Genomic DNA, 25,564 nt, shown 5'->3' with positions numbered 1-25,564 from the left:
GACAGATGAGCAAGATCCTGATCCGTGGTGCGAAGGTGCTCGGCGGTGAGCCGCAGGACGTCCTGATCGAGGGCGCGCAGATCGCGGCCGTGGGCACCGGTCTGTCGGACGAGGGCGCCCAGGTCGTCGAGGCGGGCGGCAAGGTGCTGCTGCCGGGCCTCGTCGACCTGCACACCCATCTGCGTGAGCCGGGGCGCGAGGACTCCGAGACCGTGCTGACCGGTACGCGCGCGGCAGCGAGCGGCGGCTACACGGCCGTGTTCGCCATGGCCAACACCTTCCCGGTCGCCGACACCGCCGGTGTCGTCGAGCAGGTGTACCGGCTCGGCCAGGAGCACGGCTACTGCGATGTGCAGCCCATCGGCGCCGTCACCGTCGGCCTGGACGGCAAGAAGCTGGCCGAGCTGGGCGCCATGCACGAGTCGGCGGCCGGAGTCACCGTCTTCTCCGACGACGGCAAGTGCGTCGACGACGCCGTGATCATGCGCCGTGCGCTGGAGTACGTGAAGGCCTTCGGCGGCGTCGTCGCCCAGCATGCGCAGGAGCCGCGGCTGACCGAGGGCGCCCAGATGAACGAGGGCGTGGTCTCCGCCGAGCTGGGGCTGGGCGGCTGGCCGGCGGTGGCCGAAGAATCGATCATCGCCCGGGATGTCCTGCTCGCCGAGCACGTCGGCTCCCGCGTCCACATCTGCCATCTGTCGACCGCCGGCTCCGTCGAGATCATCCGCTGGGCCAAGTCCCGCGGCATCGACGTCACCGCCGAGGTCACCCCGCACCACCTCCTCCTCACCGACGAGCTGGTCCGGACGTACAACCCGGTCTACAAGGTCAACCCGCCGCTGCGCACCGAGCGCGATGTGCTCGCCCTGCGCGAGGCGCTCGCCGACGGCACGATCGACATCGTGGCCACCGACCACGCCCCGCACCCGCACGAGGACAAGGACTGCGAGTGGGCCGCGGCCGCCATGGGCATGGTCGGCCTGGAGACCGCGTTGTCAGTGGTCCAGGAGACGATGGTGGACACCGGGCTCCTCACCTGGGCCGGGGTCGCCGACCGCATGTCCTTCAAGCCCGCCCGGATCGGGCGGGCGGGCGGGCACGGCCGCCCCGTCTCGGCTGGTGAGCCCGCCAACCTCACGCTCGTCGACACGGAATACCGTGGGTCCGTGGACCCCAAGGGCTTCGCCTCGCGCAGCCGCAACACTCCGTACCAGGGGCGTGAGCTGCCGGGCCGTGTGACGCACACGTGGCTCCGGGGCAAGGCCACGCTCGTCGACGGGAAGCTCACGTGACACCTCTGCATCTGACGCACCTGGCCGCCGATCAGAAGTCGGCGGAGGTGACCGACTGGGCCGCCCGCATCGGCTGGCTCGTCGGCCTCGCCCTCTTCGTCGCGCTCATCTACTGGCTGATGCGCGAGGGCTGGAAGTGGCGCGGCACGCTCCAGGGCGACCTGCCCGAGCTGCCCAGCGCGCCGGACGAGCCCGGTGCGGCGAGACTGACGATGAGCGGCCGCTACCACGGCTCCACCACCGCCGGGCAGTGGCTCGACCGCATCGTGGCGCACGGCCTCGGCACCCGCAGCCGGGTCGAGCTCACGCTGACGGACGAAGGACTGGACGTCGTACGCCCCGGTGCGACCGACTTCTTCGTCCCCCTGGCGGCCCTGCGTGAGGCGCGGCTCGACAAGGGGATCGCCGGCAAGGTGCTCACCGAGGGCGGACTGCTCGTGGTGACCTGGGTACACGGCGAGCGGCTGATCGACTCCGGGTTCCGCTCCGACACCGCCGCCGAGCACAACGAGTGGGTCGACGTCATTAACTCCATGATCAACACCAACAGCACGGAAGGCGCCGAACGATGACGACCTCCACCATGGGAGCCGCCAAGGTTCCCGCCGTCCTCGTCCTGGAGGACGGCCGGACCTTCCGCGGTCGTGCCTACGGGGCCGTGGGAGTCACCTTCGGCGAGGCCGTGTTCTCCACCGGCATGACCGGCTACCAGGAGACCCTCACCGACCCGTCGTACCACCGCCAGGTCGTCGTGATGACCGCCCCGCACGTCGGCAACACCGGCGTCAACGACGAGGACCCCGAGAGCAAGCAGATCTGGGTCGCGGGCTATGTCGTACGCGACCCCGCGCGCGTGCCCTCCAACTGGCGCTCCCGGCGCTCGCTGGACGACGAGCTGCGCCAGCAGGGCGTCGTCGGCATCTCCGGCATCGACACGCGCGCGCTGACGCGTCATCTGCGTGAGCGCGGCGCCATGCGCGTCGGCATCTTCTCCGGCAACGCGCTGCCCGACGAGGGCACCATGCTCGCCGAGGTGCGCCAGGCCCCCGAGATGAAGGGTGCGAACCTTTCGGCCGAGGTCGCCACCAAGGAGGCGTACGTCGTCCCCGCGATCGGCGAGAAGAAGTTCACCGTCGCAGCCGTGGACCTCGGCATCAAGGGCATGACCCCGCACCGGATGGCCGAGCGCGGCATCGAGGTGCATGTGCTGCCCGCGACGGCGACGGCCGAGGACGTGTTCGCCGTCGAGCCGGACGGCGTGTTCTTCTCCAACGGCCCCGGTGACCCGGCCACCGCCGACCACCCGGTCGCCGTGATGCAGGCCGTGCTCGAACGCGGCACCCCGCTGTTCGGCATCTGCTTCGGCAACCAGATCCTGGGGCGCGCGCTCGGCTTCGGCACGTACAAGCTGAAGTACGGCCACCGCGGCATCAACCAGCCGGTGCAGGACCGTACGACCGGCAAGGTCGAGATCACCGCGCACAACCACGGCTTCGCCGTGGACGCCCCGATCGACAAGGTCTCCGACACTCCGTACGGCCGCGCCGAGGTCTCCCACGTCTGCCTCAACGACAACGTGGTGGAGGGGCTGCAGCTCCTCGACCGGCCGGCCTTCAGCGTCCAGTACCACCCCGAAGCGGCCGCGGGCCCGCACGACGCCGCCTACCTGTTCGACCGCTTCACGTCTTTGATGAACACAGTCCTGATGGAGGGCCAGCGTGCCTAAGCGCACCGATATCCAGTCCGTCCTGGTCATCGGCTCCGGCCCGATCGTCATCGGCCAGGCCGCCGAGTTCGACTACTCCGGCACGCAGGCGTGCCGGGTGCTCAAGGCCGAAGGCCTGCGTGTCATCCTCGTCAACTCCAACCCGGCGACGATCATGACCGACCCGGAGATCGCCGACGCGACCTACGTCGAGCCGATCACCCCGGAATTCGTCGAGAAGATCATCGCCAAGGAGCAGCCGGACGCCCTGCTGCCCACCCTGGGCGGCCAGACGGCGCTCAACACGGCGATCTCGCTGCACGAGAACGGCGTACTGGCGAAGTACGGCGTCGAGCTGATCGGCGCCAACGTCGAAGCGATCCACAAGGGCGAGGACCGCGACCAGTTCAAGGTGGTCGTCGAAGCCGTCCACGCCAAGATCGGCCACGGCGAATCCGCCCGCTCGGTCATCTGCCACTCCATGGACGACGTCCTCGATGGCGTCGAGACCCTCGGCGGCTACCCCGTCGTCGTGCGCCCGTCCTTCACCATGGGCGGCGCCGGCTCCGGCTTCGCGCACGACGAGCAGGAGCTGCGCCGCATCGCCGGCCAGGGCCTCACACTCTCGCCGACCACCGAGGTGCTCCTGGAGGAGTCCATCCTGGGCTGGAAGGAGTACGAGCTGGAGCTGATGCGCGACAAGCACGACAACGTCGTGGTCGTCTGCTCCATCGAGAACTTCGACCCCATGGGTGTGCACACCGGCGACTCGATCACCGTCGCGCCCGCGATGACGCTGACCGACCGTGAGTACCAGACCCTGCGCGACATCGGCATCGCGGTCATCCGCGAGGTCGGCGTCGACACCGGCGGCTGCAACATCCAGTTCGCGGTGAACCCCGAAGACGGCCGCGTCATCGTCATCGAGATGAACCCGCGCGTGTCGCGTTCCTCGGCCCTCGCCTCCAAGGCGACCGGCTTCCCGATCGCCAAGATCGCCGCGAAGCTCGCCGTCGGCTACACCCTCGACGAGATCCCGAACGACATCACGCAGGAGACCCCGGCCTCCTTCGAGCCGACCCTCGACTACGTGGTGGTCAAGGCGCCGCGGTTCGCCTTCGAGAAGTTCCCGCAGGCCGACTCCACGCTGACCACCACCATGAAGTCGGTCGGCGAGGCCATGGCCATCGGCCGCAACTTCACCGAGGCCTTCCAGAAGGCGCTGCGTTCGCTGGAGAAGAAGGGCAGCCAGTTCACGTTCGTCGGCGAGCCCGGCAACAAGGAGGAGCTGCTGCGGGAGGCCGTACGGCCCACCGACGGCCGTATCAACGCCGTCATGCAGGCCATCCGCGCGGGCGCCACACCCGAGGAGGTCTTCGAGGCGACGAAGATCGACCCGTGGTTCGTCGACCAGCTCTTCCTCATCAAGGAGATCGCCGACGAGCTGGCCGCGGCGCCCGAGCTGACCCCGGACCTGCTCGCCGAGGCCAAGCGGCACGGCTTCTCCGACCAGCAGATCGGCGAGATCCGCGGCCTGCGCGAGGACGTCGTCCGCGAGGTCCGGCACGCCCTCGGCATCCGCCCCGTCTACAAGACGGTCGACACCTGCGCCGCCGAGTTCGCCGCCAGGACGCCGTACTTCTACTCCTCCTACGACGAGGAGACGGAGGTCGCTTCGCGTGAGAAGCCGGCCGTCATCATCCTGGGCTCCGGCCCCAACCGCATCGGCCAGGGCATCGAGTTCGACTACTCCTGCGTCCACGCCTCCTTCGCGCTGAGCGACGCCGGGTACGAGACCGTGATGGTCAACTGCAACCCCGAGACCGTCTCCACGGACTACGACACCTCCGACCGCCTGTACTTCGAGCCGCTGACGCTGGAAGACGTGCTGGAGATCGTCCACGCGGAGTCCCTCGCGGGGCCGATCGCCGGTGTCGTCGTCCAGCTGGGCGGCCAGACGCCGCTGGGCCTGGCGCAGGCGCTGAAGGACAACGGCGTACCGGTCGTCGGCACGCCGCCGGAGGCCATCCACGCGGCCGAGGACCGCGGCGCCTTCGGCCGCGTCCTCAAGGAGGCCGGCCTCCCGGCCCCCAAGCACGGCACCGCCACCACCTTCGCCGAGGCCAAGGCCATCGCCGACGAGATCGGCTACCCGGTCCTGGTCAGGCCGTCGTACGTGCTCGGCGGGCGCGGCATGGAGATCGTGTACGACGAGACCCGGCTGTCCGCCTACATCGCCGAGTCGACCGAGATCAGCCCCACCCGGCCGGTCCTGGTCGACCGCTTCCTCGACGACGCCATCGAGATCGACGTCGACGCGCTGTACGACGGCCAGGAGCTGTACCTCGGCGGCGTGATGGAGCACATCGAGGAAGCCGGCATCCACTCCGGCGACTCGGCCTGCGCGCTGCCCCCGATCACGCTCGGCGGCTTCGACATCAAGCGGCTGCGAGCGTCGACGGAGGCCATCGCGAAGGGCGTCGGCGTCCGCGGCCTGATCAACATCCAGTTCGCGATGGCGGGCGACATCCTGTACGTCCTCGAAGCCAACCCGCGTGCCTCGCGCACCGTCCCCTTCACCTCGAAGGCGACCGCGGTGCCGCTGGCGAAGGCCGCCGCCCGGATCTCGCTGGGCGCGACCATCGCCGAACTACGCGCGGAGGGACTGCTTCCGGCGACCGGCGACGGCGGTGAACTCCCGCTCGACGCGCCGATCTCCGTCAAGGAGGCGGTCATGCCGTGGTCGCGCTTCCGTGACATCCACGGACGGGGCGTCGACACGGTCCTCGGCCCGGAGATGCGCTCCACCGGCGAGGTCATGGGCATCGACTCCGTCTTCGGCACGGCGTACGCCAAGTCGCAGGCGGGCGCCTACGGTCCGCTGCCGACGAAGGGCCGCGCCTTCATCTCCGTCGCCAACCGCGACAAGCGCTCGATGATCTTCCCGGCGCGTGAACTCGTCGCCCACGGCTTCGAGTTGCTCGCCACGTCCGGCACGGCCGAGGTCCTCAAGCGCAACGGCATCCACGCCACCGTCGTGCGCAAGCAGTCCGAGGGCACCGGCCCGAACGGCGAGCGGACCATCGTCCAGCTCATCCACGACGGCGAGGTCGACCTCATCGTCAACACCCCGTACGGCACCGGCGGTCGCCTCGACGGCTACGACATCCGTACGGCGGCCGTGGCGCGGTCCGTGCCGTGCCTGACGACGGTTCAGGCGCTCGCCGCCGCCGTCCAGGGCATCGACGCCCTCAACCACGGTGACGTGGGCGTGCGTTCACTCCAGGAACATGCGCGGTTCATGACCGCGGCCCGCGACTAGCAGCCCTGAGGGGGACATCGGAAACGGTGTCCCCCTCTTCATGAGGACACAGTGATGTACAAGCTTTTCTTCCGTCTGGTGTTCCAGCGGATGGACCCGGAGCAGGCCCACCATCTGGCGTTCCGCTGGATCCGATTCGCCGTTCGCATCCCGGTGCTGCGCACGTTCGTCGCGGCCATGCTCGCGCCCCGCTACAAGGCGCTGCGCACCGAGGCGTTCGGGCTGCGTATGCACGGCCCCTTCGGGCTCGCCGCCGGCTTCGACAAGAACGCGATCGCCGTCGACGGCATGTCGATGCTGGGCTTCGACCACGTCGAGATCGGCACGGTCACCGGGGAGGCGCAGCCGGGCAATCCCAAGAAGCGGCTGTTCCGGCTGGTGCCGGACCGGGCGCTGATCAACCGCATGGGCTTCAACAACGAGGGCTCACTGGCCGTCGCCGCCCGGCTGGCCTCCCGCACGCCGGTCTTCAAGACCGTCGTCGGCGTGAACATCGGCAAGACCAAGGTCGTCCCGGAGGCCGAGGCGGCCGGGGACTACGTGAAGTCGACGGAGCGCCTCGCGCCGTACGCCGACTACCTGGTCGTGAACGTCTCCTCGCCGAACACGCCCGGCCTGCGCAACCTGCAGGCCGTGGATCACTTGCGTCCCCTCCTGAGCGCCGTCCGTGAGGCCGCCGACCGTACGGTCACCGACCGCCGCGTCCCGCTGCTGGTGAAGATCGCGCCGGACCTCGCCGACGAGGACGTCGACGCGGTCGCCGACCTGGCCGTCGAGCTCGGTCTGGACGGGATCATCGCCACGAACACCACCATCGCGCGCGAGGACCTCGGTTTGACATCCGAACCCTCGCTGGTCCAGGAGAGCGGCGGACTCTCGGGCGCCCCGCTCAAGGAGCGCTCCCTGGAGGTGCTGCGCCGCCTCTACGCGCGCGTGGGCGACCGGATCACCCTCGTGGGCGTCGGCGGCATCGAGGACGCCGAGGACGCCTGGCAGCGCATCCTCGCCGGCGCCACCCTCGTCCAGGGCTACAGCGCCTTCATCTACGACGGCCCCTGCTACGCCCGCGCCGTCCACAAGGGCCTCGCCGCCCGCCTGAGCACCAGCCCGTACGCCACCCTCGCCGACGCGGTCGGCGCCGACGTAAGGAAGGCCGCATGAGCCCGGAATCCTTCGGTGCACGCCTGCGCCGCGCCATGGACGAGCGCGGCCCGCTGTGCGTCGGCATCGACCCGCACGCCTCCCTGCTCAGCGAGTGGGACCTGAACGACGACATCGCGGGCCTGGAGCGGTTCAGCCGCACGGTCGTCGAGGCGCTGGCCGACCGGATCGCCGTCCTCAAGCCGCAGAGCGCGTTCTTCGAGCGATTCGGATCGCGGGGTGTCGCTGTCCTGGAGAAGTCGGTCGCTCAGGCCCGCGCCGCCGGTGCGCTGGTCGTGATGGACGCCAAGCGGGGCGACATCGGCTCGACCATGGCCGCGTACGCCGAGTCCTTCCTCCGCAAGGGCTCGCCGCTCTTCTCGGACGCGCTGACGGTCTCGCCGTATCTGGGCTACGGCTCGCTCAGCCCGGCCGTCGCGCTGGCCCGGGAGAGCGGTACGGGCCTGTTCGTGCTGGCGCTCACCTCGAACCCCGAGGGCCGCGAGGTCCAGCACGCCGTCCGCTCCGACGGGCGGACCGTCGGAGCGACGATGCTGGCGCACCTGGCCGCCGAGAACGCGGGGGAGGAGCCGATGGGCTCCTTCGGGGCGGTCGTCGGCGCCACGCTCGGCGATCTGTCGTCGTACGATCTCGACATCAACGGTCCGCTCCTCGCACCCGGGATCGGCGCCCAGGGGGCCACTCCGGCCGACCTTCCCGGGGTCTTCGGCGCCGCGGTGCGCAATGTCGTTCCGAACGTCAGCCGGGGTGTGCTGCGGCACGGGCCCGACGTCGGCGCGCTGCGGGGAGCCGCCGAGCGGTTCGCGGAGGAGATCCGGGCGGCCGTGGCCACCGCCTGAGGCGTTTCGAACAGGGTCGTACCAGTCCTCCGATGAGTGGCTCGGAACCGACTTGAGTCTGAATACATCCTCAAATCCGGGGCAGTATGTCGTAAATGTCCGTCTCTAGGGAGGCTGACCAGGACTTTTCCGCTGTTCTCGCTGACTCTGGCGGACTTGGCCGCTAGTCTCCGAGCAGAGTGAACGGGCAAGCGTGTTGCTCGTGGCTCCCCAGGTGTGGGGCGACTAGGTTCCTCACCGGTCCGTATCCGACAGTTCAACATCCGAGGTGACGTAGGCGTGGCTCTTCCGCCCCTTACCCCTGAACAGCGCGCAGCCGCGCTCGAAAAGGCCGCCGCGGCTCGCCGGGAGCGGGCCGAGGTCAAGAATCGACTCAAGCACTCCGGCGCCTCCCTTCACGAGGTCATCAAGCAGGGTCAGGAGAACGACGTCATCGGCAAGATGAAGGTCTCCGCCCTCCTCGAGTCCCTGCCGGGCGTGGGCAAGGTCCGCGCCAAGCAGATCATGGAGCGACTCGGCATCTCCGAGAGCCGCCGTGTGCGTGGTCTCGGCTCGAACCAGATCGCCTCCCTGGAGCGTGAGTTCGGCAGCACCGGCTCCTGAGCCCGGCCATGCGGGCAGGGAGTCCCGGGCATGCCGGGATAGCTGGAATAATCGCTGCATGAGTGAACGTCCGCGGCTGACCGTGCTCTCCGGCCCCTCCGGGGTCGGCAAGAGCACGGTCGTCGCCCATATGCGCAAGGAACACCCCGAGGTCTGGCTCTCGGTGTCGGCGACGACCCGTAAGCCCCGCCCCGGCGAGCGGCATGGGGTCCACTACTTCTTCGTCACCGACGAGGAGATGGACAAGCTGATCGCCAATGGCGAGCTGCTGGAGTGGGCGGAATTCGCCGGCAACCGCTACGGGACGCCCCGTAGGGCCGTGCTGGAGCGCCTGGAGGCGGGTGAGCCCGTCCTTCTGGAGATCGACCTCCAGGGTGCCCGGCAGGTCCGCGAGTCCATGCCGGAGGCCCAGCTGGTGTTCCTGGCTCCTCCCTCCTGGGAGGAGCTGGTGCGCAGACTCACCGGACGTGGCACCGAGCCGCCCGAGGTGATCGAGCGGCGTCTGGACGCCGCGAAGGTCGAACTGGAGGCCGAGCCGGAGTTCGATGTGACCTTGGTCAACACCTCCGTCGAGGACGTGGCGCGCGAGCTGCTAGCCTTGGTGGACGTTGTGTGATCGTTTTCGATCTCATCCCATCTGTCGGAAGGTAGAGCGTGTCCTCTTCCATCACCGCGCCCGAGGGCATCATCAACCCGCCGATCGACGAGTTGCTTGAGGCCACCGACTCGAAGTACAGCCTGGTGATCTACGCGGCCAAGCGTGCCCGTCAGATCAACGCGTACTACTCGCAGCTCGGCGAGGGTCTCCTTGAGTACGTCGGTCCGCTCGTCGACACCCACGTCCACGAGAAGCCGCTCTCGATCGCCCTGCGTGAGATCAACGCGGGTCTGCTGACGTCCGAGGCCGTTGAGGGTCCGGCGCAGTAGTATTTACAGCTTGCAGCTGACTTTTCCACAGGCCCGGCAGTGCGACTGCCGGGCCTGTGGTGTGTAGTGGAGTCGTACGTTTGCCGAGTCCGGGGAGAGACGGTGGACAAGCCCAAGGTCGTTCTGGGGGTCAGCGGAGGTATCGCCGCGTACAAGGCCTGTGAGCTGCTGCGCAGACTGACCGAGTCCGGGCACGACGTCCGTGTGGTGCCGACCGCCTCCGCCCTGCACTTCGTCGGCGCCGCCACCTGGTCCGCGCTCTCCGGCCACCCGGTCGCGACGGAGGTCTGGGACGACGTCCACGAGGTCCCGCACGTCCGTATCGGCCAGCACGCCGATCTGGTGGTCGTCGCCCCGGCGACCGCCGACATGCTCGCGAAGGCGGCCCACGGCCTCGCCGACGACCTGCTCACCAACACTCTCCTCACCGCCCGCTGCCCGGTCGTCTTCGCCCCCGCCATGCACACGGAGATGTGGGAGCACCCGGCCACCCAGGAGAACGTGGCGACGCTGCGCCGCCGCGGTGCGGTCGTCATCGAACCGGCCGTGGGCCGCCTCACCGGCGTCGACACCGGCAAGGGCCGGCTGCCCGAGCCGGCCGAGATCTTCGAGGTCTGCCGCCGCGTCCTCGCCCGGGGGGTGACGGAACCCGACCTGGCCGGCCGGCACGTCGTCGTCAGCGCGGGGGGCACCCGCGAGCCCCTCGACCCGGTCCGCTTCCTCGGCAACCGCTCCTCCGGCAAGCAGGGCTACGCCCTCGCCCGCACCGCCGCGGCGCGCGGCGCCCGGGTGACGCTGATCGCCGCGAACGCGGCCCTGCCCGACCCGGCGGGTGTGGATGTCGTGCCGGTCGGGACGGCCGTACAGCTGCGTGAGGCGGTGCTGAAGGCGGCCGCGGACGCCGACGCCGTCGTCATGGCCGCCGCGGTCGCGGACTTCCGCCCGGCGACCTACGCGGCCGGAAAGATCAAAAAGAGGGACGGCCAGGACCCGGACCCCATCGTGCTGGTACGGAATCCGGACATCCTCGCGGAGATCTCGGCCGACCGCGCCCGCCCCGGACAGGTGATCGTCGGCTTCGCCGCCGAGACGGACGACGTCCTGGCCAACGGTCGTAAGAAGCTGGCACGCAAGGGCTGCGATCTGCTGGTGGTGAACGAGGTGGGGGAGCGCAAGACGTTCGGCGCCGAGGAGAACGAGGCGGTCGTGCTGGGCGCCGACGGCACCGAGACTTCCGTCCCGCACGGCCCCAAGGAAGCCCTGGCCGAAACAGTGTGGGACCTGGTGGCTCAGCGGCTGCGTTGAATGTTTCATTCGCTTCACGGCTCTGCTCCGCCTCGGACATAGAGGCGTGGCACCCCTGGCCAAGGTCACCGTGGATTGGGCAGAATGCCCGTGCCGCAGGTCACAGTGCTCCCGAGTGGCGAGACAGGAGGACCGACGGCCGAGCCGACCGATAAACTGTTCTCGGACGGAGCCGGGCGCAGCCCCCGAGCCCGTCCGACCATGATCAGCCAGCAGCCGCTGCAACCCCAGGGAGCGTTGTGTCCCGTCGCCTGTTCACCTCGGAGTCCGTCACCGAGGGCCACCCCGACAAGATCGCTGACCAGATCAGCGACACCATTCTCGACGCGCTACTGCGCGAGGACCCGACGTCCCGGGTCGCCGTCGAGACGCTGATCACGACCGGCCTGGTGCATGTGGCCGGCGAGGTCACCACCAAGACGTACGCGGACATCGCGACGCTTGTCCGCAACAAGGTCCTCGAGATCGGCTACGACTCCTCGAAGAAGGGCTTCGACGGCGCCTCCTGCGGTGTGTCGGTGTCCATCGGCGCGCAGTCCCCGGACATCGCGCAGGGCGTCGACACGGCGTACGAGAACCGCGTCGAGGGCGACGAGGACGAGCTGGACAAGCAGGGCGCGGGCGACCAGGGCCTGATGTTCGGCTACGCGACGGACGAGACGCCGACGCTGATGCCGCTGCCGATCTTCCTGGCGCACCGTCTGTCGAAGCGCTTGTCCGAGGTCCGCAAGAACGGCACCATCCCGTACCTGCGCCCTGACGGAAAGACCCAGGTCACCATCGAGTACGACGGCGACAAGGCCGTCCGCCTCGACACGGTCGTGGTCTCCTCGCAGCACGCGAGCGACATCGACCTGGAGTCCCTGCTCGCCCCCGACATCCGCGAGTTCGTCGTGGAGGCGGAGCTGAAGGCGCTCCTCGACGAGGGCATCAAGCTCGACACCGAGAACTACCGCCTGCTGGTCAACCCCACCGGCCGCTTCGAGATCGGCGGCCCGATGGGCGACGCCGGCCTCACCGGCCGCAAGATCATCATCGACACGTACGGCGGCATGGCCCGCCACGGCGGCGGCGCCTTCTCCGGCAAGGACCCGTCCAAGGTGGACCGTTCGGCGGCGTACGCGATGCGCTGGGTCGCCAAGAACGTCGTCGCCGCGGGCCTCGCCACCCGCTGCGAGGTCCAGGTCGCCTACGCCATCGGCAAGGCCGAGCCGGTCGGTCTCTTCGTCGAGACCTTCGGCACCGCCAAGATCGACCACGAGAAGATCGAGAAGGCGATCGACGAGGTCTTCGACCTCCGCCCGGCCGCCATCATCCGCGACCTCGACCTCCTCCGCCCGATCTACGCCCAGACCGCCGCATACGGCCACTTCGGCCGTGAGCTCCCCGAGTTCACCTGGGAGCGCACGGACCGCGTGGAGGCGCTGCGGCAGGCGGCGGGGCTGTAGGTCCCACGGCTTTCCGCGAGGCCCGGTTGCCGTTCGAGGCAGCCGGGCCTCGGTCCTTTCACAGCGCCGGTTCGTCCAGCGCAGGGGGAGCGACGTCGTCCGGGCCCTCCTCGGGGTCTCCTTCAGATCCTCCGGCGAAGCGGCGCCGTAGCTCGTCGACTGCGTCCGTCTTGCCGTGCACGCGTGCGAGGTTCGTGAGTCGCTCGCCGAACAAGTTGAGATCCGGATCATCGGCCGAGAAACCGAACCACTCCAGGAGCGAGTCCAAGGAGGGGGTACCCGGATGCGCAGGGGTACGTCGCTCTCGAGCGCGCGGGCGGCCAGCTGGACCGCTTCACGTGCGTCTCCGCGATACAGGCTGATCAGAGCGCGCCGGACCTGTGCGTAGGCGGCGAGCCCGGTGTCCGCTCCGGCGGCGGCCAACTGCACGGCACGGTCCGTCCACCACATGGCGGCCGGGTCGTCACCGCACTCCTGCGCCATCCAGCCCGCGTACTCGGCATAGCGTGAGGCGAGGAGCAGGAGTGCCCGGCGGGTACGGGGGCCGGTGTGCAGGGCGAGCTGCTCCAGGCTGTGGGTCTGGGCGATGAGGGGAGGCAGCACGCTCGCGGGACCGGACGCCTGGCCCAGACGCCGGAACTGGTCGAACAGTGTTCGTGAAGCATCCAGGAGGGTCTCGGTCCCCTCTTGAATGGGGGAGACGGGCGGTTCGCCCGTTTGCGTTGTCAGCGCGGACGCGGCCCCGGCGGCGATCAGCCCTCGACGTGTGACCGGCTGGAACGAACTCGAACCGTCTCGCCGCCGGCCTCAGCTCGGTGTCGCACAGACGCGCCAGGTCGGACGTCGGACGCTTGATTCCGCGTTCCACCTTGCTCAGCTGGCTCTTGCTGTAGTGCACTCGCTGTCCCAGCTGTTGCAGGGAGAGCCGGGCGGCCAGGCGCCTCCTGCGCAGTTCCCGTCCGAAGTCGTGCGACTGCTCCAGCACTTCAACCTCCGTCACTCCCCGGCCCGCAGCCGGCGAGTGCCGCGCTTCAGACTGGGGCACGTGGGCTGGGCCGAACAAGGCGAAACGGGCGTTTCCCGTTTCCTCCTCCCGGAGGGAAGCCGACGCGGTGAATCGTGTCGAGTAAGCGCTTTCGGCCACGGCCGAGGGGACTGTCAGTGGCGTTTGGAAGAATGCAGGTGTGAGCAGCGAGAACGGGCAGGGGGAAGGTGGCGTGGAGGGTGCGCCGCCTGAGCAGCTCGCGTTCATCCGGGAGAGCGTGCGTCAGGCGAAGGCGCCGCGGGCCAAGCCGCGGACGTGGCGGGGGGCCGCGTTGGCGAAGGAGCTGCCTGTTGCGCGGGTGCTGGTGGACAAGGGGGTGCTGCATCTTGATCGGTACTTTGACTATGCGGTGCCCGAGGAGCTCGATGCCGAGGCGCAGCCGGGGGTGCGCGTGCGGGTGCGGTTCGGGGCCGGGCGGCATCGGGTGCGCGACGGGCGGCGTGAGGGCGGCGGGCTGATCGACGGGTTCCTCGTCGAGCGGCGGGCCGAGTCCGACTACGCGGGGCCGTTGGCCGCGCTGGCCCAGGTGGTGTCGCCCGAGCCCGTGTTGAGCGAGGAACTGCTCGGATTGGCTCGCGCTGTTGCCGATCGGTATGCCGGGAGTCTCGCCGATGTGTTGCAGCTCGCGGTGCCGCCGCGCAGTGCGCGGGCCGAGCAGCGGCCGTCGCCCGAGCCGTTGTCCGCGCCCGGGGTGCCGGATGCGGGGTCATGGGCGCGGTACGAGCGAGGGGGCGGGTTTCTTGAGGCGTTGGCCTCCGGGGGTGCGCCGCGTGCCGTGTGGAATGCGCTGCCCGGTGCCGATGCGTGGAGCGATGAGCTGGCCCGGGCCGTTGTGGCGACGCTCGCCTCCGGACGCGGGGCGCTGGTCGTGCTGCCGGACGGGCGGGCCGTGGCGCGGGTCGACGCCGCGTTGACCTCGCTGCTGGGGGAGGGGCGGCATGCGGTGCTCACCGCCGATGCCGGGCCCGAGAAGCGGTATCAGGAGTGGCTGGCGGTGCGGCGGGGGTCCGTGCGAGCCGTCGTGGGGACGCGGGCCGCGATGTTCGCCCCGGTGCAGGATCTCGGGCTCGTCGCCATCTGGGACGACGGCGACGACAGCCACAGCGAGCTGCATGCGCCGCAGCCGCATGCGCGTGAGGTGCTGCTGCTCCGGGCCGCCCAGGACAAGTGCGCCTTTCTGCTGGGCAGTTGGAGCTGCACGGTGGAGGCCGCGCAGCTCGTGGAGAGCGGGTGGGCGGGGCCACTGGTGGCGGCGCGCGAGCAGGTGCGGGGCGCCGCGCCGCTCGTACGGACCGTGGGGGACGGGGATCTCGCGCGGGACGAGGCCGCGCGGGCGGCACGGCTGCCAAGCCTTGCCTGGCAGGTCGTCAGGGACGCCTTGCGTACCGGGCCGGTGCTCGTGCAGGTGCCGCGGAGGGGGTACGTGCCGCGGATGGCCTGCGCGCAGTGCCGGGCGCCGGCGCGGTGCCGGCATTGCGCCGGGCCGATGGAGGCGCAGGACGCCGGGGCGTTGCGGTGTGGCTGGTGTGGGCGTGAGGAGGGTGCCTGGCACTGTCCGGAGTGCGGGTCGTTCCGGCTGCGGGCGCAGGTCGTCGGGGCGCGGCGGACCGCCGAGGAACTGGGGCGTGCCTTCCCGGCCGTTCCGGTGCGGACGTCGGGGCGTGAGCATGTGCTGGACACCGTCCCGGGGGCTCCCGCACTGGTCGTGAGTACGCCCGGGGCCGAGCCGGTTGCCGAGGGCGGATATGCGGCGGCCCTGCTGCTGGACGGCTGGGCCATGCTCGGTCGGCCCGATCTGCGCGCCGGCGAGGACGCGTTGCGGCGGTGGATCGCCGCGTCCGCGCTCGTACGGCCACAGGGGGACGGCGGCACCGTGGTGGTCGTCGCCGAACCCACGTTGCGGCCCGTGCAGGCGCTGGTGCGGTGGGATCCCGTCGGCCATGCGGTACGGGAGCTCGGCGAGCGCGCCGAGTTGGGTTTTCCACCGGTGTCGCGGATGGCTGCCGTGACCGGGCCGGGGGAGGCGGTCGTGGAGTTCCTGGAGGCGGTGGAACTGCCGCGGGAAGCCCAGGTGTTGGGGCCCGTGCCGGTGCCCGTCACCGCCGCGGGGGGACCGCGGCGCGTGGGGGCGCCGCCACCTGGGGAGCACTGGGACCGGGCCTTGATCCGGGTGCCGCCGGGGCGGGGGGCTGCGCTGGCGGCCGCGTTGAAGGCGGCGCAGGCTGCGCGGATGGCCAAGGGGGGCGGAGAGGCGGTTCGGGTTCGGGTTGATCCGCCTGACATTGGATGAGGGGCGGCGATGGCGACTCCGGCGAGAGCGGGAGCAGGGATCCGCGACCTGGGCGGGGGTTGGGCGGTAGGTGGCGGTGGTGCGGTGATCGGCTGCTGTTGCGCTCCGCGGAAAGGGGGCGTGCATTCTGCGGGCGGGTGGGGGCTGGTCGCTCCCCCACTCTCGAATTCTCCCCCACTCTCGACTTCGCTCGAGCGGGGGACCCCATGAGCGGGGGGACCCCCATCGCGGCGGAGCCGCACATTGATACAGCCCCGCGCCCCTTCGGGGTGCTGCCGAACCGCAGCCGACTTCACTCGACCTGCTTGGGGCGGTCGTTCCCGCTCCCGCCGGCGTGCGGGCCGCGGCATGCTTCTGCCCTCCCGGTTCCGTCCCGGGAGGGCAGTGCGGGTGGCTTCAGCCGTTGCGCGGGCCCGGGAAGGCCGTCGGCCTGGCCTCGTCGCGGAGGGCCGGGCTGCCTGCCGTCGGCTGGGTCGGCATGGAGCGGGCCGCGGGGACCGTCGGCATCGTGGGGAAGCCGGTGTTGACGTTGACCGTGCGGGCGCTCTTCGGCTCCGTGGTGTGCTCGGCCTCGGTGGCCGTCTGCGTCGCGGCACGGCGTGATCCGTAACGGCGGTGCACGGCCTGTTTGGTGACGCCGAGTGCGGAGCCCACTGCGTCCCATGAGAAGCCGAGTGAGCGGTCGAAGTCCACGGCAGCCGTGACCAGGGTCTCGACACTGTCGCGCAGTTCTTGCGCGAGGCGGACCGTCGGGGCGGGGGCGCGTCCGTAGACGACGAAGCCCGTGGACGGGCCGGAGCGGCGCGGGCGGTAGACGTTGCCCAACTGGGCGGTGAGTGTGCGCAGTGCGTCCACCTGCCGGCGGACCCGCTCGATGTCCCGCACCAGCAAGTGCAGGCTGGCCCGAGCCTGGGCGTCGTGGGTTGCGTGGTCGGCCATGAACAAGCCTCTCGAACCGGCGTTGAAAAGGATCGGGCCGCGCGATGTGCGGCCCGTTGTGGTCAACTCTTTCTTGACCAACGCGGATTCGCTCCGCGGGTCACGCAGAGGGGGCGTATGGGCATATGCGTGCGCCCTTGTCACTCGGGCGTGCGCTGGCGCCAAGCGCTCCGCCGGAAGTCCGGTGCGTCGGCCGCGGGTCCGTCGTGGCTGGTCGCTCCCCCACTCTCGGCTTCTCCCTCACTCTCGACTTCGCTCGAGCGGGGGGACCCCCCGGACCCGCTCAGCGCTCTCCGCCCCGCGCACTACCCGGATTCCAGTCGGACAGCGAAGCAGGACCGACAGGCGGCAGCAGCACACCGCCGCGGGTCCGGAGGCCATCCCCAGCCCGCCCCCATAGACTGGTGCGTCGCCCGCATCCAACCCCCGCCCGAGAGGCCCGTATCCACCCATGAAGCTCGTCTTCGCCGGCACCCCCGAGGTCGCCGTTCCCGCACTGGACGCTCTGATCGCCTCCGGGCGGCACGAGGTGGCCGCCGTCGTCACGCGGCCCGATGCGCCGGCCGGGCGGGGACGCAGGCTGGTCGCGAGTCCGGTCGCCGAGCGGGCGGCGGAGGCCGGGATCGAGGTGCTGAAGCCCACCAAGCCGCGGGACCCCGCATTCCTGGAGCGGCTCAAGGAGATCGCGCCGGACTGCTGTCCGGTCGTGGCGTACGGCGCCCTGCTGCCCCGCGTGGCTCTCGACATCCCCGCCCACGGCTGGGTCAACCTGCACTTCTCCCTGCTGCCCGCCTGGCGGGGAGCGGCACCCGTGCAGCACTCCATCATGGCCGGCGACGAGATCACGGGCGCCTCGACCTTCCTCATCGAAGAGGGGCTCGACTCCGGGCCCGTCTACGGCACCGTGACCGAGACGATCCGGCCCACCGACACCAGCGGCGACCTGCTGACCCGGCTCGCCTTCGCCGGCGCCGGGCTGCTCGCCGCGACCATGGACGGCATCGAGGACGGCACCCTGAAGGCCGTACCGCAGCCGGCCGAGGGCATCACCATGGCCCCGAAGATCACCGTCGAGGACGCCCACATCGACTGGTCGGCGCCCGCACTGCGGGTCGACCGCGTGGTACGCGGATGCACGCCCGCGCCCGGCGCATGGACCACCTTCCACGGTGAGCGGCTCAAGCTCATCCAGGTCGCCACCGTGCCCGACCGCGACGATCTCGCCCCGGGTGTCCTCTCCGTCGGCAAGAACCATGTGTACGTCGGCACCGGCTCGTACGCCGTCGAGCTGCTCTGGGTCCAGGCCCAGGGCAAGAAGCCGATGCGGGCGGCCGACTGGGCGCGTGGCGTGCGGGACGCCGACGGCGAGACGCTCGGCGCGTAACGCGGCGGTCCCCGGCGTCGACGTACGCTGGGCACATCCCCACTTGTTGGGGACACCCCTTTCATGGGGGCACATCTCCCCCTTTCATCCGGAGCACCTTTTACGTGAGTGAGCAGTCCCGCCGGCCCCGCAAGCCCTACCGTCGGCCCAAGAAGGACCCCGTCCGCTTCCTCGCCTTCGAGGCACTCAGGGCGGTGGACGAGCGGGACGCGTACGCCAACCTCGTCCTGCCGCCGCTGCTCAGGAAGGCGCGGGAGAAGGAGGGACCTGAAAAATTCGACGGGCGGGACGCCGCGCTCGCGACGGAGCTGGTGTACGGGACGCTGCGGCGGCAGGGGACGTACGACGCCGTCATCGCCGCCTGTGTGGACCGGCCCCTGCGTGAGGTCGACCCGCCCGTGCTCGATGTGCTGAGCCTCGGCGTGCATCAGCTGCTCGGCACGCGGATCCCCACGCACGCCGCCGTGTCCGCCTCCGTCGAGCTGGCCCGGGTCGTGCTCGGCGACGGGCGGGCCAAGTTCGTCAACGCCGTCCTCAGGAAGGTCGCGCAGGACGATCTCGACGGGTGGCTCGCCAAGGTCGCTCCGCCCTATGACGACGATCCCGAGGAGCATCTCGCCGTCGTCCACTCCCACCCTCGCTGGGTCGTCTCCGCGCTGTGGGACTCCCTCGGCGGCGGGCGCGCCGGGATCGAGGAGCTGCTGGAGGCCGACAACGAGCGGCCCGAGGTGACCCTGGTCGCCCGGCCGGGACGGGCCACCACCGACGAACTGCTCCGGGAGGACGCCGCGCTGCCGGGGCGCTGGTCGCCGTACGCCGTACGGCTGACCGAGGGCGGCGAGCCCGGTGCCGTGGAGGCCGTCAAGGAGGGCCGGGCGGGCGTGCAGGACGAGGGCAGTCAGCTCGTCGCGCTGGCGCTGGCCGACGCGCCCCTCGAAGGCCGGGACGAGAGGTGGCTCGACGGGTGTGCCGGGCCCGGCGGCAAGGCCGCCCTGCTCGCCGCCCTCGCCGCCGAGCGCGGGGCCGTGCTGCTCGCCGCGGAGAAGCAGCCGCACCGGGCCGGGCTCGTGGCGAAGGCGCTCGAGGGGAACCGCGGTCCCTATCAGGTCATCACCGCCGACGGGACCCGGCCGCCGTGGCGGGCCGGCTCCTTCGACCGGGTGCTGATGGACGTGCCGTGCACAGGGCTGGGCGCCCTGCGGCGGCGGCCCGAGGCCCGGTGGCGCCGGCGTCCCGAGGACCTGGACGGGTTCGCGCCGCTGCAGCGTGCCCTGCTGCACACCGCGCTGAACGCCGTACGGGTGGGCGGCGTCGTCGGCTACGCCACCTGCTCGCCGCACCTCGCCGAGACCCGGGCCGTCGTGGACGACGTGCTCAAGCAGCGCCCCGAGGCCGAACTCCTCGACGCGCGGCCTCTGTTGCCGGGCATGCCGGACCTCGGTGACGGCCCCGACGTACAGCTGTGGCCGCATCTGCACGGCACCGACGCCATGTATCTGGCGGTCATTCGGAGGACCGGCTGACCTTCTCCGGCTCGGCGATCGCCGGTGCCCCGCCGTCCTCGCGGGCCAGCCGGTGCGGCCACCACACCTTCGGGCCGATGTCCAGGAACAGGGCCGTGACCAGCACCGACCGCACGATGAACGTGTCCAGCAGCACGCCGAGCGCCACCGCGAAGCCGATCTCTGCGAAGGCAACCATCGGGAGTGTGCCGAGGGCGGCGAAGGTACCGGCCAGCACCAGGCCTGCGGAGGTGATCACCGCGCCCGTGGCGGCGAGCCCGGTGACCACGCCCGGCCGCGTGCCCTGGCGGGCCGCCTCCTCGCGGATGCGGGTGGTCAGGAAGATGTTGTAGTCGATGCCGAGGGCGACCAGGAAGACGAAGACGAACAGCGGGAAATCCGTCGACTCGCCCGCGTAGTCGAAGACGTGGCGGAAGGTCAGGGCGCTGATGCCCAGTGCCGCCGCGAAGGAGAGGATCACCGTTCCGATCAGCAGCAGCGGGGCGATCAGGGCCCGTAGCAGGGCGCACAGGATCAGCAGGACGACCACCAGCACCAGCGGGATGATCAGCACGTTGTCGTGGGTGATCGCCTCGTCCATGTCCAGGAGGCCCGCCGTGCCGCCACCCACCTTGGCATCGGCCTCCGGTACCGCGTGGACGGCGTCCCGTACCCGTTCCACGGTCTGTTCCGCCGCGTCGCTGTCGGCGGGGGCGGTCATCGTGGCCTCGAAGAGGACCCTGCCCTCGAAGGACGGTTTCGTGCCGGGCGGCAGGCCCAGCGACTCGGGGACCACGCCCGGCGTGGCGGCGACCGCGCGGCCCACCTGCTGGGCCTGCGCCTGGTTGCTGACGATGACGAGCGGATTGCCGCTCCCGGCCGGGAAGTAGCGTGCGGAAACCTCCTGTCCGACGATCGAGTCCGGTTTCCCGGTGAACGCGTCCGCGTTGCTGATGCCCTCGGCGCGCAACTGGATCAGGCCGAGCGAGCACACCGCCAGCACCATCGTCGTCACGACCCACACCATCCGCGGGCGACGGGCGATACGGCGGCCCGTGCGCGCCCAGACGCCCCGCTCGGTCGGGTCCCCCGCGCCGAAGCGCGGGATCACCGGCCAGAAGATCCACCGGTCGAAGATCACCAGCAGGGCCGGGAACAGCGTCATCATCGCCAGCAGGGCGACCGCGACGCCGATCGCGGCGACCGGGCCGAGCCCGCTGGTGGAGTTCATCTCGGCCGCCAGCAGCACCAGCATGCTCAGCACGACCGTCGCGCCGGAGGCGAGCACCGCCGGACCCGCGCGGTGCAGCGCCAGCGCCATCGCCTCGTGCCGGTCCTCGTGGCGGCACAACTCCTCCCGGTAGCGGGCGACCAGCAACAGGGCATAGTCCGTCCCCGCGCCGAAGACGAGCACGGTGAGGATGCCGGCGCTCTGGCCGTTCACCGTCAGGCCCGCGTTCTCGGCGAGGAAGTAGATCAGAGCCTGTGCGGTGAACAGGGCGGCGATCACGGAGAGCAGCGGGATCAGCAGGAGCGAGGGGCTGCGGTACGTCAGCAGCAGCATGATGATGACGACGCCCATCGCGGACACCAGGAGCGTCGAGTCGATGCCCTCGAAGGCCTCGGAGAAGTCCGCGGAGGTGCCGCCCGGGCCGGTGATGTGCACCGCGAGCCCGTCGTCGCCCTCCCCGCCCTCCCCGACATCCTCCCGGATCGAGTCGACCGCGGGCGCGATGCGCTCCCAGCCCTTCTCGTCCATGGTGATCGGGACATAGATCTGGGCGGCCCTCGGGTCGGTCTCCCGGTCGAAGGTCGGGCCCCGGGTCTCGGCACCCCGGATGCCGTGGTCGGTGAGCTGCTCGAGCTGCCGCACATCCTCGGTGATCTGCGCCCGGTCCTGCGCGGTCAGGCCGCTCTCGCGGGCGTAGATGACGATCGCCGGGATCGTCTCGGGCCTGAAGTCCTCCGAGATCTCCAGGACTTGGGTCGATTCGGCGGACCCGGGCAGCCAGGAGGCCGCGTCGTTGTCCTGGGCGTCGGTGAGCTTCTGCGCGAACGGCGCTGTCAGGAAAAGCACCGCCAGCCACAGCACCAGCACGACCCACTTGGCGCGCCGTCCGCACACCAGGTGTGCGATGCCCTTGTTGCCCGTCGTGATCTCGGACTTCGTCTCGGAACTGGTCCCCGTCATGGCCACCCCCGCAGCCGCCCGTGGAGCCGGTGGGCGGCCCAGCGTGGCACGCCGGGCCCTCGTACAACATCCGATGAACGTCTTGGGTACGGACCGAGGCGAACATTCGTGCCCGGACATGGGAGGCTTGGGTCATGGCCGTGCAGATCAACCCCAGCATCCTGTCCGCCGACTTCGCCCGGCTCGCCGAGGAGGCGAAGGCGGTCGAAGGGGCCGACTGGCTCCACGTCGACGTCATGGACAACCATTTCGTCCCGAACCTCACGCTCGGCGTGCCGGTCGTAGAGTCGTTGGCCCGTGCGACGGACACCCCGCTGGACTGCCATCTGATGATCGAGGACCCTGATCGGTGGGCGCCTCAGTACGTCGAAGCGGGTGCCGGTTCCGTCACGTTCCATATCGAGGCGGCCTCCGCTCCCGTCCGGCTGGCCCGGGAGATCCGGGCCAAGGGTGCCCGTGCCTCCATGGCGCTCAAGCCGGCGACGCCCATCGAGCCGTACGAGGATCTGCTCCCCGAGCTCGACATGCTGCTGATCATGACGGTCGAGCCGGGCTTCGGTGGCCAGGCGTTCCTCGACATCATGCTTCCGAAGATTCGCCGCACCCGCGAGTTGATCAGCAAGCACGGCCTGGAGCTGTGGCTCCAGGTCGACGGTGGAGTCTCGGCGGCCACGATCGAGCGTTGCGCGGAGGCCGGAGCCGATGTCTTCGTGGCCGGTTCGGCGGTGTACGGGGCCGCCGATCCAGCAGATGCGGTACGTGCATTGCGCACCCAGGCGGGGGCGGCCACGGCCGTCGCTTCCTGGGCATGCGACCACTGAGCCAAGGGAACGTGAACGGCGCCCTTCAGGGCGGATCGAGCGGGCCGGATCTGCAAGGATGAACAGCGAATCCAGAGTGTGAACAGTAGTGAGGAGAGCGCTGTGTCGGCAATGTCGGCGGGCCGGTCAGCCATGCGGATGGGACCCGCTGAGCTGGTGCAGGCGGCGGCCATGGCCCGCCGCTTCTACCTCGAGGGCAAGTCCAAGATCCAGATCGCCGAGGAGTTCGGCGTCAGCCGCTTCAAGGTGGCCCGGGTCCTGGAGACCGCTCTCGAACGGGATCTCGTACGGATCGAGATCCGCGTCCCGGCCGAACTGGACGCCGAGCGCTCCGACGCGCTGCGCGCCCGCTACGGCCTCAGGCATGCCGTCGTGGTCGAGTCCCCGGCCGAGGCCGAGGACTCGCCCGACCCCGAGAACCTCGGCGAAGTGGCCGCCGACCTGCTCGGCGAACTCGTCAACGAGGGCGATGTGCTCGGTCTGGCCTGGGGCCGCTCCACCATCAACATGGCCGCGGCCCTCGACCGGCTGCCGCCGTGCACGGTGGTGCAGCTGACGGGCGTGTACGACGCCGGGACCGCCGAGCGTGGTTCGGTGGAGGCCGTGCGGCGGGCCGCCCAGGTGTCCGGCGGCGACGCCCACCCCATCTACGCGCCGATGCTGCTGCCGGACGTGGCCACCGCGGCGGCGCTGCGCAACCAGACCGGGATCGCGCGGGCCTTCGAGTACTTCGACAAGGTCACGGTCGCCTGTGTCTCCATCGGCTCCTGGGAGCCGGGCATCTCGACGGTGTACGACATGCTCAGCGACGAGGAGCGGGCGCACTACTCGTCCCTCGGTGTCGCCGCCGAGACGTCCGCGCACCTCTTCGACGCCGAGGGCCGCCGGGTCGGACGGGACCTGGGCGAGCGGTGCATCACGGTCAAGGCCGACCAGCTCCGCCGTATCCCCGAGGTCGTCGCGATCGCGGGCGGAGCGCGGAAGGCGGCCGCGATCGACGCGGTGCTGCGGTCGGGGCTCGTGACCAGCCTGGTGACGGACACGTCCGCGGCCGACTACCTGATGACGACGGGGTCGACGCCGCGGCCCGCGCTCAACCGGGCCGACCCGGACGGGCCCTGACGGTCCTTCACGGCAGGGCGTGACGGGAGAGCCGTGGCAGCATCGGTCAGTTTTCAAGAAGCCGATGCCGCCGCGGCTTCCTAGCATCGAGGGTGTTCCCAGCCGATCGCGCAGAAGGATGCCTGTCATGCCGAACGCAGAGAAGTCCGCCAAGAGCACGACCGCCACGGCGAACGACGGCTTCACGGACGAAGAGCGGGCCGCGATGAAGGAGCACGCTCAGGAGCTCAAGGCCGTGCGCGGTGGGAAGCGCAGGACCAAGGCCGACGCGGAAGCCGCCGTGCTCGAGAAGATCGCCGAGATGCCGGAAGCGGACCGCGTGATCGCCGAGCGGCTGCACGCTCTCATCAAGGAGAACGCGCCCGAGCTGACGCCGAAGCTCTGGTACGGGATGCCCGCCTACGCCAACAACGGCAAGGTGGTCTGCTTCGTGCAGGCCGCGGCCAAGTTCAAGTCCCGCTATCTGACGCTCGGCTTCGACGACTCGGCCACGCTCGACGACGGCACGATGTGGCCGACCGCCTTCGCCGTGACGGAACTGACCGCCGCCCACGAGAAGACGATTGCCGCACTCGTGCGGAAGGCGGTGCGCTGAGGCGCCGACCGGCGTCAGCGCGACTGCAGCGCGTCCAGGGCCACCGCCTGCGCGAGCATCAGGCGCCGGTCGAACCGGTCGTCCTCGATCCGGAGCACGTAGTGGTCACGGAAGCGGGTCTTCTTCTCGAAGAAGCCCACGTTCCGGCCGTCCGTGTCGACGAAGTCGAAGTGGTACTTCCAGATGAAGGGCAGGTCGCCGATGAACGGCAGCAGTCCCCACACACGCCGGAAGACGGCCAGGGCGGCGTTGCGCTCCTGAACGGTCAGGGCAGGCAGGCCCGGCTGGTCGAGCGTCCATGTCGAGCGCAGCAGCGACTTCCCGAACTTCTTGCCGAACACGCCTATCGGCTGCCCGCCGCCGGTGACGTCGTAGGCGCCGGCGAGGTCGACGACCTTGCGGGCCTTGAAGCCGGCGAAGACGGACTGCTTCGACTCGTCGGTGTAGAGGGTGACCTCTTCCTTGAACTTCATGCGCTTCTGCTCGACGAAGGCGACCTTCGCACCGGGCCCGCCGGAACCGTCGTCGGCGAAGATCTCGTAGCGGTTGACCATCATGGTCACCCGCTGGTGGATGTGGAACTGCCGCTGGGACTGCACAGCGCCGACGTCCATGGGCTCCCCTTCACGCGATGGCGCTCGGCAGCGTACAGGCCGGGGTCGGGCGGTGGCGACGCGCTGCCGGACCTGCGGCAGAATGACCACCAGACCGGTGATCACTACGAATCGTTCAGGACGGTACTGAGATGACGGAAGTCGTGGTCACGCTGGACCTCGACGGGGTCACGGACAAAGGCGGCCTGATGGACCGCTGCGCCCGTGCCCTGTCGTTGCCCGACTGGTTCGGCCGCAACTGGGACGCGCTGGCCGACTCGCTCTCCGACCACACCGTCTGGCCCGAGGGCGCCGTGGAACAGGGGCTGCTGGTCGTCGTACGGAACTGGCAGCCGTACGCCGCCGCGCGCCCGGGTGAGTGGGAGACCGCGCGGGAAGTGTTCGGGCAGGCGGCCGACACGGCGTCGGCGCTGACCGTGGCGCTGGCTCTTGGAGGAACCTCCTAAGGCACCCCTGGGT

Annotated in this window: 23 protein-coding genes; 18 read left to right on the top strand and 5 right to left on the bottom strand. The window is 70.4% G+C overall.

Going from position 1 to position 25,564, the window contains the following annotated elements; genetic code table 11:
- Positions 1-5 precede the first annotated feature (5 nt).
- From QQY66_RS07700 to metK, 11 genes are all read left to right on the top strand, one after another.
- Positions 6-1,292 (top strand): dihydroorotase, encoded by a 1,287-nt coding sequence (locus tag QQY66_RS07700; RefSeq protein ID WP_301978327.1) that lies wholly within the window; start codon positions 6-8, stop codon positions 1,290-1,292.
- Positions 1,289-1,864 (top strand): hypothetical protein, encoded by a 576-nt coding sequence (locus tag QQY66_RS07695; protein ID WP_301978326.1) that lies wholly within the window; start codon positions 1,289-1,291, stop codon positions 1,862-1,864. The genes QQY66_RS07700 and QQY66_RS07695 overlap by 4 nt, the downstream gene beginning before the upstream one ends.
- A complete protein-coding gene (gene carA, locus QQY66_RS07690) occupies positions 1,861-3,018 on the top strand; it encodes a glutamine-hydrolyzing carbamoyl-phosphate synthase small subunit (RefSeq protein ID WP_301978324.1) in 1,158 nt (385 codons plus the stop codon). The genes QQY66_RS07695 and carA overlap by 4 nt, the downstream gene beginning before the upstream one ends.
- A complete protein-coding gene (carB, locus tag QQY66_RS07685; protein WP_301978323.1) occupies positions 3,011-6,319 on the top strand; it encodes a carbamoyl-phosphate synthase large subunit in 3,309 nt (1,102 codons plus the stop codon). Before carA ends, carB begins: the two co-directional genes overlap by 8 nt.
- 54 nt (positions 6,320-6,373) lie before the next feature.
- The gene (locus tag QQY66_RS07680; RefSeq protein ID WP_301978322.1) at positions 6,374-7,480 is read left to right on the top strand and encodes a quinone-dependent dihydroorotate dehydrogenase; all 1,107 of its coding nucleotides are present in this window, start codon (positions 6,374-6,376) and stop codon (positions 7,478-7,480) included.
- Positions 7,477-8,319, top strand: coding sequence for an orotidine-5'-phosphate decarboxylase (gene pyrF, locus QQY66_RS07675; RefSeq protein ID WP_301978321.1), 843 nt, complete (start codon positions 7,477-7,479; stop codon positions 8,317-8,319). The genes QQY66_RS07680 and pyrF overlap by 4 nt, the downstream gene beginning before the upstream one ends.
- 279 nt (positions 8,320-8,598) lie before the next feature.
- A complete protein-coding gene (locus tag QQY66_RS07670) occupies positions 8,599-8,922 on the top strand; it encodes an integration host factor (RefSeq protein ID WP_003977346.1) in 324 nt (107 codons plus the stop codon).
- A gap of 58 nt (positions 8,923-8,980) precedes the next feature.
- Entirely contained in the window at positions 8,981-9,538 is a 558-nt protein-coding gene (gmk, locus tag QQY66_RS07665) for a guanylate kinase (RefSeq protein WP_301978320.1), read from the top strand.
- 38 nt (positions 9,539-9,576) lie between these two features.
- On the top strand, positions 9,577-9,849 hold the full coding sequence (gene rpoZ / locus QQY66_RS07660) for a DNA-directed RNA polymerase subunit omega (protein ID WP_003982715.1): 273 nt from the start codon (positions 9,577-9,579) through the stop codon (positions 9,847-9,849).
- Positions 9,850-9,951: 102 nt separating this feature from the next.
- Positions 9,952-11,154: a bifunctional phosphopantothenoylcysteine decarboxylase/phosphopantothenate--cysteine ligase CoaBC gene (gene coaBC, locus QQY66_RS07655; protein WP_301978317.1), complete on the top strand. Its 1,203-nt coding sequence runs from the start codon at positions 9,952-9,954 to the stop codon at positions 11,152-11,154.
- A gap of 239 nt (positions 11,155-11,393) precedes the next feature.
- Positions 11,394-12,602 carry a methionine adenosyltransferase gene (metK, locus tag QQY66_RS07650; RefSeq protein WP_301978316.1) on the top strand — a complete coding sequence of 403 codons (1,209 nt, stop codon included), beginning with the start codon at positions 11,394-11,396 and terminating at the stop codon, positions 12,600-12,602.
- Positions 12,603-12,660: 58 nt separating this feature from the next.
- On the opposite strand, the gene QQY66_RS07645 is transcribed toward metK, so the two are convergent.
- Entirely contained in the window at positions 12,661-12,870 is a 210-nt protein-coding gene (locus QQY66_RS07645; protein ID WP_301978315.1) for a hypothetical protein, read from the bottom strand.
- Positions 12,871-13,065: 195 nt separating this feature from the next.
- Positions 13,066-13,854: a helix-turn-helix transcriptional regulator gene (locus QQY66_RS07640; protein ID WP_301978314.1), complete on the bottom strand. Its 789-nt coding sequence runs from the start codon at positions 13,852-13,854 to the stop codon at positions 13,066-13,068.
- Here QQY66_RS07640 and QQY66_RS07635 point away from each other — a divergent pair.
- Positions 13,787-15,937, top strand: a complete 2,151-nt coding sequence (locus tag QQY66_RS07635; RefSeq protein ID WP_301978313.1) for a primosomal protein N' — start codon at positions 13,787-13,789, stop codon at positions 15,935-15,937. The genes QQY66_RS07640 and QQY66_RS07635 overlap by 68 nt on opposite strands.
- Positions 15,938-16,333: 396 nt before the next feature.
- Here QQY66_RS07635 and QQY66_RS07630 read toward each other — a convergent pair whose 3' ends face one another.
- Positions 16,334-16,876 carry a hypothetical protein gene (locus QQY66_RS07630; protein WP_301978312.1) on the bottom strand — a complete coding sequence of 181 codons (543 nt, stop codon included), beginning with the start codon at positions 16,874-16,876 and terminating at the stop codon, positions 16,334-16,336.
- 451 nt (positions 16,877-17,327) lie between these two features.
- On the opposite strand from QQY66_RS07630, the gene fmt reads away from it, so the two are divergent.
- Together fmt and QQY66_RS07620 are read left to right on the top strand one after the other, a co-directional pair.
- Positions 17,328-18,260 (top strand): methionyl-tRNA formyltransferase, encoded by a 933-nt coding sequence (fmt, locus tag QQY66_RS07625; RefSeq protein WP_301978311.1) that lies wholly within the window; start codon positions 17,328-17,330, stop codon positions 18,258-18,260.
- 104 nt (positions 18,261-18,364) lie between these two features.
- Complete coding sequence (locus QQY66_RS07620; RefSeq protein ID WP_301978310.1) at positions 18,365-19,783, top strand: RsmB/NOP family class I SAM-dependent RNA methyltransferase; 1,419 nt, start codon at positions 18,365-18,367, stop codon at positions 19,781-19,783.
- On the opposite strand, the gene QQY66_RS07615 is transcribed toward QQY66_RS07620, so the two are convergent.
- Entirely contained in the window at positions 19,764-21,953 is a 2,190-nt protein-coding gene (locus QQY66_RS07615) for an MMPL family transporter (protein ID WP_301978309.1), read from the bottom strand. The two genes, QQY66_RS07620 and QQY66_RS07615, sit on opposite strands and share 20 nt — an antisense overlap.
- Before the next feature lie 134 nt (positions 21,954-22,087).
- On the opposite strand from QQY66_RS07615, the gene rpe reads away from it, so the two are divergent.
- The 3 genes from rpe to QQY66_RS07600 all read left to right on the top strand — a co-directional run bounded on the left by rpe (position 22,088) and on the right by QQY66_RS07600 (position 24,491).
- The gene (gene rpe / locus QQY66_RS07610; RefSeq protein WP_301978308.1) at positions 22,088-22,774 is read left to right on the top strand and encodes a ribulose-phosphate 3-epimerase; all 687 of its coding nucleotides are present in this window, start codon (positions 22,088-22,090) and stop codon (positions 22,772-22,774) included.
- 78 nt (positions 22,775-22,852) lie between these two features.
- Positions 22,853-23,896 (top strand): sugar-binding transcriptional regulator, encoded by a 1,044-nt coding sequence (locus QQY66_RS07605; protein WP_301978307.1) that lies wholly within the window; start codon positions 22,853-22,855, stop codon positions 23,894-23,896.
- Between the two features lie 127 nt (positions 23,897-24,023).
- On the top strand, positions 24,024-24,491 hold the full coding sequence (locus tag QQY66_RS07600) for an iron chaperone (protein WP_301978306.1): 468 nt from the start codon (positions 24,024-24,026) through the stop codon (positions 24,489-24,491).
- Between the two features lie 14 nt (positions 24,492-24,505).
- Here QQY66_RS07600 and QQY66_RS07595 read toward each other — a convergent pair whose 3' ends face one another.
- Positions 24,506-25,105, bottom strand: a complete 600-nt coding sequence (locus QQY66_RS07595; protein ID WP_301978305.1) for a hypothetical protein — start codon at positions 25,103-25,105, stop codon at positions 24,506-24,508.
- Positions 25,106-25,236: 131 nt separating this feature from the next.
- Between QQY66_RS07595 and QQY66_RS07590 the strand changes: the two genes are divergently transcribed.
- Entirely contained in the window at positions 25,237-25,551 is a 315-nt protein-coding gene (locus tag QQY66_RS07590; RefSeq protein WP_301978304.1) for a barstar family protein, read from the top strand.
- The last annotated feature ends 13 nt before the right edge of the window (positions 25,552-25,564 follow it).

It is taken from the genome of Streptomyces sp. DG2A-72 (genome assembly GCF_030499575.1).
Taxonomy (GTDB): domain Bacteria; phylum Actinomycetota; class Actinomycetes; order Streptomycetales; family Streptomycetaceae; genus Streptomyces.
Note: the sequence above shows the minus strand (reverse complement) of the source record. Positions and strands in the feature narration are given on the sequence as shown.

Excerpts from the sequence above, each read along its gene's own strand:
- QQY66_RS07680 (WP_301978322.1), top strand. The coding sequence starts at position 6,374 with ATGTACAAGCTTTTCTTCCGTCTGGTGTTCCAGCGGATGGACCCGGAG.
- QQY66_RS07640 (WP_301978314.1), bottom strand. The coding sequence starts at position 13,854 with ATGAACGCGAGCTGCTCAGGCGGCGCACCCTCCACGCCACCTTCCCCC.
- QQY66_RS07630 (WP_301978312.1), bottom strand. The coding sequence starts at position 16,876 with ATGGCCGACCACGCAACCCACGACGCCCAGGCTCGGGCCAGCCTGCAC.
- QQY66_RS07615 (WP_301978309.1), bottom strand. The coding sequence starts at position 21,953 with ATGACGGGGACCAGTTCCGAGACGAAGTCCGAGATCACGACGGGCAAC.
- fmt (WP_301978311.1), top strand. The coding sequence starts at position 17,328 with ATGAAGCTCGTCTTCGCCGGCACCCCCGAGGTCGCCGTTCCCGCACTG.
- carA (WP_301978324.1), top strand. The coding sequence starts at position 1,861 with ATGACGACCTCCACCATGGGAGCCGCCAAGGTTCCCGCCGTCCTCGTC.
- QQY66_RS07700 (WP_301978327.1), top strand. The coding sequence starts at position 6 with ATGAGCAAGATCCTGATCCGTGGTGCGAAGGTGCTCGGCGGTGAGCCG.
- rpe (WP_301978308.1), top strand. The coding sequence starts at position 22,088 with ATGGCCGTGCAGATCAACCCCAGCATCCTGTCCGCCGACTTCGCCCGG.
- QQY66_RS07600 (WP_301978306.1), top strand. The coding sequence starts at position 24,024 with ATGCCGAACGCAGAGAAGTCCGCCAAGAGCACGACCGCCACGGCGAAC.
- gmk (WP_301978320.1), top strand. The coding sequence starts at position 8,981 with ATGAGTGAACGTCCGCGGCTGACCGTGCTCTCCGGCCCCTCCGGGGTC.
- pyrF (WP_301978321.1), top strand. The coding sequence starts at position 7,477 with ATGAGCCCGGAATCCTTCGGTGCACGCCTGCGCCGCGCCATGGACGAG.
- QQY66_RS07595 (WP_301978305.1), bottom strand. The coding sequence starts at position 25,105 with ATGGACGTCGGCGCTGTGCAGTCCCAGCGGCAGTTCCACATCCACCAG.
- QQY66_RS07590 (WP_301978304.1), top strand. The coding sequence starts at position 25,237 with ATGACGGAAGTCGTGGTCACGCTGGACCTCGACGGGGTCACGGACAAA.